7 protein-coding genes are annotated in these 10,222 nt (G+C 38.8%); 3 read left to right on the forward strand and 4 right to left on the reverse strand.

The genetic code is table 11. The features are described 5' to 3' along the window. Positions 1 to 65: 65 nt before the first annotated feature. Complete coding sequence (locus M2444_RS27675; protein WP_076315918.1) at positions 66 to 479, reverse strand: hypothetical protein; 414 nt, start codon at positions 477 to 479, stop codon at positions 66 to 68. Between the two features lie 556 nt (positions 480 to 1,035). On the opposite strand from M2444_RS27675, the gene M2444_RS27680 reads away from it, so the two are divergent. Beyond that, a complete protein-coding gene (locus M2444_RS27680; RefSeq protein ID WP_280788599.1) occupies positions 1,036 to 2,127 on the forward strand; it encodes a tyrosine-type recombinase/integrase in 1,092 nt (363 codons plus the stop codon). Between the two features lie 225 nt (positions 2,128 to 2,352). Here M2444_RS27680 and M2444_RS27685 read toward each other — a convergent pair whose 3' ends face one another. Continuing rightward, positions 2,353 to 3,603 carry a hypothetical protein gene (locus M2444_RS27685; RefSeq protein WP_280788600.1) on the reverse strand — a complete coding sequence of 417 codons (1,251 nt, stop codon included), beginning with the start codon at positions 3,601 to 3,603 and terminating at the stop codon, positions 2,353 to 2,355. Between the two features lie 395 nt (positions 3,604 to 3,998). Here M2444_RS27685 and M2444_RS27690 point away from each other — a divergent pair, with 395 nt between their 5' ends. After that, positions 3,999 to 5,762, forward strand: a complete 1,764-nt coding sequence (locus tag M2444_RS27690) for an SIR2 family protein (RefSeq protein WP_280788601.1) — start codon at positions 3,999 to 4,001, stop codon at positions 5,760 to 5,762. Between the two features lie 178 nt (positions 5,763 to 5,940). Here the strand turns inward: M2444_RS27690 and M2444_RS27695 are convergent, their stop codons facing one another. Both M2444_RS27695 and M2444_RS27700 read right to left on the reverse strand, forming a co-directional pair. After that, entirely contained in the window at positions 5,941 to 6,222 is a 282-nt protein-coding gene (locus M2444_RS27695; RefSeq protein WP_280788602.1) for a hypothetical protein, read from the reverse strand. Between the two features lie 99 nt (positions 6,223 to 6,321). After that, positions 6,322 to 8,292 (reverse strand): PKD/REJ-like domain-containing protein, encoded by a 1,971-nt coding sequence (locus M2444_RS27700; RefSeq protein WP_280788603.1) that lies wholly within the window; start codon positions 8,290 to 8,292, stop codon positions 6,322 to 6,324. A gap of 322 nt (positions 8,293 to 8,614) precedes the next feature. Between M2444_RS27700 and M2444_RS27705 the strand changes: the two genes are divergently transcribed. Beyond that, a protein-coding gene (locus M2444_RS27705) for an IS3 family transposase (RefSeq protein WP_481857541.1) occupies positions 8,615 to 10,176 on the forward strand; the annotation gives its coding sequence in 2 pieces (ribosomal slippage) (positions 8,615 to 9,080 and positions 9,080 to 10,176; 1,563 coding nt in all). Positions 10,177 to 10,222 lie beyond the last annotated feature (46 nt).

Genomic DNA, 10,222 nt, shown 5'->3' on the forward strand with positions numbered 1-10,222 from the left:
ACTTACTAAAAAACTCGTCTTGTTTGCTGGCTCATCGAAACGTAATACTGATTTTTACAATCATTCTAGGCGCTGCTAGCTTCAGGTTGAATAACGCCATCCAACATATCAAGATTCATCTGATAATAAACTGAGAGGGCTAGGGAACGGTCAAACCAAAAATCCAGAACTCTCTTAAGCGGATAACCTACAAAAGAATGCTCTTTGCGATCGATCCGGATATCAAGATCTAATAAATCATCCCCTGTATATGGCCCCCAGGATGCTCCAGGTACATTTCGTACAAAGACTTCACCAAGATAAACACCATAGCTAATTATCGTTGATAACATTGGTTCATTTCCTATTGGATATACTCTATTAATCTCAGTTTCAATTACTTTGAGACTTTCCGGTTTGAAATCGCAAACAACACCCAATGATAACTCTATTGCTGAAACTAGGAGCGGCATAGGTTCCAAACACCCTTTACTATCCATTAAGATTCTCTCCATTCTCTTTATGTAATACAGACTTTCTCCTCTGCAGATATGCCTCTATCCACCAAACAGATCCAATCACATAAATTGGGATTACAATGAGTATGGTGATGATTGTAAAGAACACACCTTCAAAATGGAGATCTTTCTCAGTACTAGGTGGATCGAAGACTAAAAACATTACGTAAATGAGAGAACCAACAGAAAAACTGATTCCAACGTTTCTATATGACTTTTTAAATGCAGTTAAGATCAATAGCACCTGAATCAATAAAATAAGGATTAGCAGTTTAGGTTCTCCTCTCAATTATTTCGATTCGTTATCTAATATATAATACTATATTAGTATATTAATTAAATAGTTTATCGTCATTTTCATTAAATATACTTTTAGATTTTACTAATATAATTATAAAAATTCGACTATATTAGTTAATCGAAAAGAATAGACCATTATTTTCGATTGTAGATTAATTTGAGATTTCTTATATAATTATGTTATCGAAAAATATATTCCTGTCATTTTTTTCAACTTTACTATTGGAGTGAGACATAGATGAATAACTTAAGCACCGAATATCAAATTTTAACTTCTAATGGTAATCATTTGAATAATATTGATTCTTCCTCTACTCGCAACTTTCTTCTGGATGAATCTTCCTATTCCAGACTTATGTCCTATGCCTCTCAGCGTGAAGACGAAAAGGGAAACTATGATTATGAAAAAATATCTAATTACGGAATGCTTTATCTCTTTGTTCATCTAAAAGGTACAAATCGTAATCAAAATACTAAAAAGGATTATATTAGAGAAATCCTCAACCTTATATCATATAGTGCTGCTATTGGAAAAATGGATATCCGTGATTTGTCCCGCTCCGATATTGAGAACTTTCAGGATTTGATGGAACGTAAATATGAGAAGACTACAACTCGAGCAAAGAAAATAGGAATTGTTCAAAGTTTCTTGGATTGGTGTTACGAGGAAGAGTACATAAGCAAAAAGTTATCTCGGGGCCTAACTACTGTTAAAATCAATAAAGAAGAAATCCCAATGCGTGAATTTGATGATGAGGTTCTGAAGAACGCTATAATGTATTACAATGATCAGCCGAAAGTAAAGTCACTTCTACTATTGTTAGCGACAACCGGATTACGTTTAAACGAGGTTAGAGTTCCAGCCTGGGGAGCTTTGTCTTTTGATAGTAAGCGGGAACGCTACTATCTTAGAACACTTACTAAACGTGGAAAAATTAGATATGCAAACATTAAAGATTACGTTTTAGAAGAATTAATAGAGTATCGAAAACGACTAGGACTAAGTAGCGAACTTGATCCAAAAGATCAAACACCCTTTTATCCAAACAGGTATGGAAAGCACTACTCATTAAGCAGCTTGTCCACTTCTTTATCGAACAAGATGGACGAGGCTTCTCTTACTACAACTCTTAATCAGCGTGCCACTCCCCACTACTTACGTCATTTTTTTGCACAAACAGCTTATGCTGCAGGAGCACCTATAAGCCATATTGCGGAGACACTTGGGCATACACTCGATCGTACTACTAAGATCAATTATCTCCGAAATTCACTTAAGAAGGAGCATGATGTAAGTGAGGTTGTAGATATTCATTTACCTAAAGATTAATGAGAATTTTATAAGACTAAATCAACATATTGGTAAACACTATTGTAAATATATTTGATTTACTTTAGTTCATAGCTACGTAACACATTTTAATGTAAACAAAACGAAATAACCCTCCAATTTTCGGAAGGTTAAGTCAACGTATTAGTTAAGCTGGACCATAGTGGAAGATAATAAGTCAATCAGTTAACTATTTCATCACATACCATCAAAGCTATTATTTGATTACTTATTATAAAGCCTATTCAACGCTTTTAGTACAATTGCATCTTTTATGTATTTGCCAGTTAGGAGAGTTGTATTACGTTGAGTGTAGTTTACACTCAAGTAGTCAGCTTCTTTAATCGAGGTAAACTTAAAGGGTAATTTTCGTATTGTACCTAGTTTAACCTTATATCCTCCAACCCCATAAAACCGAATACTAAAGATGATGTCTTTATCTATATTATGGGATATAGACATCCAATGTCGATCACTTGGTGTTGCTATGGCATCGAAAGTAGATGGCTTATCGACTAAGTGCTGCACATGATAGACCATTTCTTCAATAGTATTGTGCAATTCCCCATTGATAAACGATTTAATATTATCGAAAATTGGGTTTAATGCAAATTCATTCCCATATAAGATAGCAACATGATTCATCCCAATCTTTGCAATAGCGCGAGCTGTATCTAGAGGTTTAATTTTCATATATATACCATATTTAGGACCAGATCCACTAGTGATAGTTTCAGCATCTTCAGCTTGTTGTTTAAATACCGAAAAGTCATTTGATATTGTGTAAACAATTTCACCAAGGAAATCAAGGGCGTTCTGAATATTTTCAGCTCGTAATACTAATCGTTGTTCATCATCTAAAAACAGTCGAGGGGTACGAAGACGGGTTAAGTCTTCTGGAAATGATTCAAACCATATTCCAGGATTTTTAAGCTTAACTTCTTTTCGAACTCCAGTTATTACTGCTACTTTTCCTTCGAAGCTTATATCAGACACCTCAAAAAATTCTCCTTTTTTCGATGGTGTCTTTGTCACAAGGTAAACTCCTTCGTCTTGAATCCTCTTTAATCGGTCTAATAGAGAAAAGATCTCATTGCGCTCCGACCCAGTTACTTGATGAATCGGGTATGCAGTCTCAATGATCTGAGCTCGAATATATGGAACTAATCCTAAATCCATCCCGCCTTCATAGGCCAAATTATTATCATCAGGTAAATAAAAAATATTGTCCGCATAAAGTGGGAGTTTTCTTGATCTTTCTTTACGCTGTCTACCTTCTGGGCCGTAACAAACCCGAGCGAGAGATTCCATTGAAGACCTTGCCAGTTCTCGCTCCATTGTAGAAAAGGAATTATTACAAACTTCGCAGACCATATCATTGAGTGTCCAACCTTGCCCCCCACCTCCTAATGAATAAGGAAAGGCGTGTTCAGAGTTGAATTTCCTATCCTCGCAGCAGTAAATACAAATTGGCATATTAAGCCCCCGTCCTAGTTTAAAATTATCTGAAGAGTTGTTATCCCCGAACTATGGGGAGGATATCATATGTAACCAATATATATGTCAACCGCTTTCTTTTCAAATAACTTCTATATTAAAGGATATGATAACTCAATGAGTAAAGCGTAACTAAGACTTGACATCCCCACTTCTTCCCTGGCCGCCTCTTTCTATTATAAATGTATATCTAAAATTCGTTCACACCATAAATTAACTGTTAAATCACCATGTATTTACTAGCACATCGTTTTAGAATCGACTATCCACTCATATTCATGTGTTCAAACATATTTGTGCTAAAATGATTGTTAACGTATTCTATTAATCAAACAGCAGTTTAAACACTTTAGGCTATAAATAGGAGGATTTCAATGGATCCAATCTTATCACTTTCTTTTTCTATCAATTCTTCTCCTGGTGTTTACGCATTAATGCTTGGCTCTGGTATTTCTAGAAGTGCAAATATTCCCACCGGTTGGAAAATTGTTCTCGATTTATGCGAGAAAATTGCAGCTGCACATGGTGAAAGTACGAACGGAGATCCTGAACAATGGTATATTCAAAAATTCGGTGATTCACCGAGATACGATACACTATTAGCAGATGTATGCAAGACACCAGACGAAAGACAGGCATTGTTGAAACGATATTTCGAACCTAGTGATGAGGAGCGGGAATCTGGAGAAAAGTTGCCTACTCCAGCTCATAAAGCAATCGCTTGGCTAGTTAGTGAAGGATATATTAGAGTCATTTTGACAACCAACTTCGATCCTCTATTAGAAATGGCTTTGCAGGAGTTAGGCGTAAGTTTTGATGTTGCAAGCTCAGATGATGCACTACAAGGTATAAGACCTCTTATTCATTCTAACTGCACTATTATAAAGCTTCATGGGGATTATCGTGATACGCGAATCAAAAATACTCCTGAAGAGCTTAAAGAGTATTCAGAGGCTATGAATCGTATTCTAGATCGAGTACTGGATGAATTCGGATTGATTTTAGCCGGTTGGTCAGCTGAATGGGATGAAGCATTAAAAGCAGCCATGTATCGATCTTTTAATCGAAGATATTCTTGGTATTGGCTTGCTGTTGGTTCCATAAGCACCAACGCAGAGCGGCTTATTCAGCATCGTAACGCTCAGGTTATTCGAATGTCTGGAGCTGATGAATTCTTTGTCTCCTTTCAAAAACAAGTAGATAGCATTGCTACATTGAAGAAACCACATCCGTTGACATTCGATCTTGCATTAATAACTAGTAAAAAATTAATATCTAAGAACGAAAAAATCGTTCTTCAAGACTATCTCAACACAGAGAGTTTGAATCTTCGAAATAAAATTATTGAAATGCAATTTAATGATTTTAAAGATTTCGAATTACAATTAGACATGTATCCTAATCTTACTTCAAAACTCCTTGGATTAATTATTCCTTTAATAGCTTATGGAGAGGAACCTTATCACCATGATTTATTTAAGAAGGTAATGAATAGAATTGCTTCTCTCCCAGGTATCGGTGGTTCAACTGAGATTATACAGCTCCGACAATACCCAGCTTTACTTACAATGTATACAGCAGGTATTGTTGCGGTTGCAAATCATCGTTTTGACTGGATTAAAACCATTCTTCTCCAAAAAGGGCGCTACGGTTCAAACGAACAGAATACGATTTCATTGATTCAAGACTTACATGGATATAATGTCTTCGAGTACACTAAAACCCAACTTCCTGATATTAATAAATCTATTACTCCAGAAAGCAGCTTTCTCTATAAAGTGATCCATCCATTTTTAAGTACGTTACTTCCAACAGAGGAAGAGTATCGAGACGCCTTTGATTTATTTGAATGGATAATGAATTTACTCTATATACATAACGTAGAGCATACTTTTGAATCATGGGCCCCACTTGGATGCTACGTTTGGAGAAGAAAATTTAATGTTTTGGCTAAGGACTTTATTATCGAAGGCAAGCTTTCGGGAGTAGACTGGCCATTAATTAGATATTGTTTCGATGGGGATATAGAACAATTCAAGAAAGGTTTATCTCACTTAGATACTTTTATTTCATCGGCTAAACGACCTTTAAACGGAATTTCGTATATGCCTTTACTAGGAATATATGAGGAAGGTTAATCATATGTATTGCAATGTTCATAACCGAAATCCGTTCATTAACGAATTAATTCTGTGAAAAGATTGGGACACTGTTTATCACCTTAATTATTCAGATCGCTAAGTTTTATTGAAATACGAAAAAGGACAGTCTAGTTGTAATTACTAGACTGTCCTTTTTTCATTTCAAATGACATCTTTAACTTGCATTAAGTTGATATGCCTCAACGACAGAAAATGAATGTAATCTGTACTCTTTGAAAAAAACTTTTCTAGGATTTAACTTAATGAAATTAAATACATCCCGCTCCAGCTCTTCTATACTCAATTTATGTTCACTAGAAATTATTACAGCATCCACGACGTTCTCAACTTCTGCGACCCGAATCTCTAATTGCACCATATACCAAAACTTTGCGTTCATATTCATTTTAATGAGGTATTTTTGATAGCGTGTGATTTTTTTATATGTAATGCTCATATATAAATTCTCTCCATATTCTATGTGTAACCTTCATTTCACCCTCATTTTAAAATTGGAGCTGCAACAAGCAGCTCCAATAAATTCCTAAAAACTGTACTACTTGATTCGATGACTTCTGAAATACTCTGTCCAGTCATCAGAAATTACCACTGATACGACATCAACTTTTGTGTTGTTTTCATTTTTAGCAGTAAAAGTAAACGAAACGGGTCCATCTGGAAGCTTTTCAAAAGAGCTGTCATAGAGTTCACCTGTCCAAAGTGTCTTATCGCTATTGGTTGGCGTTAGCTGCGTGGTATACCCGCCTGTCATCGTTACTTCCACAGTATCAGGAAGACCTGTTGCTATCCCCTGCAGGACAAATCGTTCTCCTGCCCAGAATACGTTGTATCCTCTTGGATTCTCCTCATTGCCGCTCTTTTTCAAGTTATAACCTTTACGGTTGTTGTTCCACTCTTCGGTGTGCTTAACTCCACCTTTTATACTTAATAGATTAACCATGAAGTATTTACGTGCAGAAACATTGCTCCAGTTGAATCCGTCAAAAACTTCAACCTCGACGGCATACTTCTCGTTCTCGATCAGTGAACCAGCTGGAATCTGCCATTGCTTAGCGCTTGATACTTGTTCACCAGATTGAACCTTGATTGCACCGGTGGCCAAGTTAATAATTCGCACCTTATACCGCTCCTGCAGATCTCCGTCCTCATCTTGATAATCCCACTTGATGATTGGAGTTAACGTGCTTGCGATCGTAGGCTTTGTTGAGTCCGTACTGGTTGGGTACGTTATCGAAACTGTAGGTATACGGTTGACTATGGTAACATTCTGGGAAAGATCTCGATATAGCCCTAGAGAATCTGTTACACGTTGTCTAAACGTAAAGGTACCGTTGCTGCTAAATTGCTTGGTAAAGTCATTCTTTACACTTGCGAGAGCTTCTGAACCATTTGATGTTTTCAGATAATACTTAAGGCTAATGCTATCTCCTTTAGGCTCATCCTTGTCCGTAGCCGTACTTTTAATATTCAGAACGTCTGTCCTGTAGATCGGTACCTTTGTAGCATCTCTACCTGTATCTGTGATCAGAGTGAATCCCGGCTTAGGCGCGTTATCGATGATGAATGTTTTTTCATTTGATACATCTGACCATGAAAATTTGGAGTATGCTCGACCTTGCACAGTAAAGTATTCAAACCGTTCAAATGTATTATTTGGGATTTGATATTGTCTGAGTAGTCCCGTAGGATCCGGATTTTCTATGGTGGAGACTAATAGACCGTCCTTCGCAAAGAACTCTAACCTGTATTTCTCCTGTGGATCATTTTCCGGATCCGCGTAAGTCCACTTGATTAATGGATCGCCTTGGTCCGAGTCAATCACAGATGGGTTTGTTGCTGTGCCTGAAGGGCTAGTTAAAGTCATAGAAGGTGCCAGATTCTCTTTTACTTGGACTTGTAATCCAGCGATATTCGATTTATCGCCTATCTGATCGATTGCCCAATGTTCTAGCGTATATATTCCCGGATCTGAGAAGGTAAGCGTAATATCGCGAGTAAGATACGAATTCACTTCACCCGTACTGTTCGTTACTTTCCAGTAGTATTCTAATGAGCCTTGATCTGATGTATCTTCATCGGTATCGCCTGACGTAAATTGTTTTGTATCATACTGATTTACGGATGAAGGTCCGTTAATCTTAGCAACAGGAACATGATTCTTAACCATAAATGTACGCGTCGCATAAGAGCTTAACCTTCCATCAGAGGCTGTGAGCTGCATTTCCCAACCGTCAGAAATGGCCTTTTTATGCGAGATACCATTACGATTTATGAGATCACGAATGGTCATTGATTGATAACGGTTGTTTCCTGCCCAATAGTAAGGAGAATCATTAAATTTTGCATTCCAGGCATAAGATAAAACATCACCATCTTTATCCGGATCTGGTGTTAAGTTATCCATTGTGATAATCGTATCGCGGTATATTTCGTTAGGCATTGTAAATGCTGCAGCCGGTGGATGATTGACTACTTGTACATTTTGAGTGTACCAATCTGACCACAAACCACGATTATCATGTACTTGTAGATTGAGTTGATAATTCCCTTCACCGAATGATGCGATATTCGGCGGTGTTGTTGCTCCACCCCAATGTTCCCATACTTTATTCCATCCGTCTTTGATTACAGTCCAGTAATATACATCTAATGGATCATTATCTGGATCAAAAGACTTGTCTATAATGGTCGTAGATTTACGATAGGAAACGATATTCGGATCAACGGTAAATAATGCAACGGGTGGTAGACCCCCTGTGTCATACTAGTTGTCGTACCTCTCAATAGAATGTAAAGTAGAATAAAAGAGAGACTGAGGTGGAGCGACAATGCCAAGATATAGTGACGAACTCAAACATAAAGTTATGCAGCGAATGATGCCCCCGAACAATGAATCCGTGAGTCAGATTGCTAGGGACAGCGGCCTTGGAGAAGGCACCTTGTATAAGTGGCAGAAGGAAGCCCGAGCGAACGGGGGCGTATTCCCTGGTGGTGAAAAGGAATCAGAGAAATGGAGCACCCGAGACAAGTTCGCCATTGTTGTAGAGACAGCCACACTAAGTGAAATTGAGTTGTCTGAATACTGTCGAGCCAAAGGACTGTTTGTCGAACAAATCGAAGCCTGGCGTGACGCCTGTATGCAAGCCAATGGGGGCGTTGCTGAACAAGCCACAAAGTTGCAAAAGGAACTACGTAACAAAGAACGCGAGAACAAAAACCTTGCCCGTGAGTTAAAACGAAAAGAGGCCGCTTTAGCCGAAACCGCAGCCTTATTGGTGCTCCGAAAAAAGGCCCGAGCGATTTGGGGGGACCCCGAGGACGAATGATTTCGGCCTCAGATCGTCAAATCGCCATCAACCTTATCGGGGAAGCCGTACAGGCAGGAGCAAGAGAAAGGCTGGCCTGTCTAGAGCTCTCCTTGACCCAGCGTACGTTACAGCGCTGGCGTAGTGAGCGAACGCCGCTCGAAGATCAGCGACCCCATGCCATCAAACGAGCGCCTTCTCATCAACTGAGTGAACCTGAAGTGCAGCAGATTGTTTCCGTCATTAATCAAGCCGAATTTAAGAGTTTGCCACCCAGTCAGATTGTTCCTAGACTCGCCGATCAAGGGATCTATCTCGGTTCGGAGTCTACCTTTTATCGGGTCATGCACAAGTATCAGCAACAGCATCACCGTGGGCGTAGCCTAAAGCCCACCTCTAAGCCTCTCACCAGCCATTGCGCCACTGCACCCAATCAAGTCTGGATGTGGGATATTAGTTGGCTGCAGGGTCCGATCAAAGGCGTGTTTTACTATCTCTATCTCGTGCTCGATTTATATAGTCGTAAAATCGTAGGCTGGGAGATTTGGGAGGAAGAATCCTCTGAATATGCCAGTCAGCTTATGCGGAGAACCGTTCTGAGTGAGCAATGTGCTGTTCGAAAAAGTCCGCTCATTCTGCATTCAGACAACGGTAGTCCAATGAAAGGTGCGACTCTGCTAGAAACGTTATACAGCTTAGGCATTATTCCATCCCGAAGTAGACCGCGAGTCAGCAATGACAATCCCTATGCAGAATCTGTTTTTAGAACATGTAAGTACCGCCCGAATTACCCTTTAAAGGGCTTTGGATCAAGGGATGAGGCACGGGAATGGACTCTGCGATTTGTCCGTTGGTACAACACAGAGCACCGCCACAGTGGACTGAATTTCTTAACCCCCAATCAAAGGCATTCAGGTCTTTCAGAGGAGGTTTTTGAGAAGAGAAAGCTAGTCTATGAGGCAGCAAAATCAAAAAATCCTAGCCGTTGGTCTGGAAAAACACGCAACTGGAAACTGAATGAAAAAGTGTGGCTCAATCCCGAAAAAGACGGAGTTATGGACACCGATGAAGAACAATTAAACTGACTACATATATTCTATGAAATCGCGACAACTGTCTTGACAATTACCG

The organism is Paenibacillus sp. PastF-3 (genome assembly GCF_029893135.1).
Lineage (GTDB): Bacteria > Bacillota > Bacilli > Paenibacillales > Paenibacillaceae > Paenibacillus_AQ > Paenibacillus_AQ nitricinens.

Bases quoted from the DNA above. Each gene is read 5' to 3' on its own strand.
- M2444_RS27685 (WP_280788600.1), bottom strand. From the start codon at position 3,603: ATGCCAATTTGTATTTACTGCTGCGAGGATAGGAAATTCAACTCTGAA.
- M2444_RS27680 (WP_280788599.1), top strand. From the start codon at position 1,036: ATGAATAACTTAAGCACCGAATATCAAATTTTAACTTCTAATGGTAAT.
- M2444_RS27695 (WP_280788602.1), bottom strand. From the start codon at position 6,222: ATGAGCATTACATATAAAAAAATCACACGCTATCAAAAATACCTCATT.
- M2444_RS27690 (WP_280788601.1), top strand. From the start codon at position 3,999: ATGGATCCAATCTTATCACTTTCTTTTTCTATCAATTCTTCTCCTGGT.
- M2444_RS27675 (WP_076315918.1), bottom strand. From the start codon at position 479: ATGGATAGTAAAGGGTGTTTGGAACCTATGCCGCTCCTAGTTTCAGCA.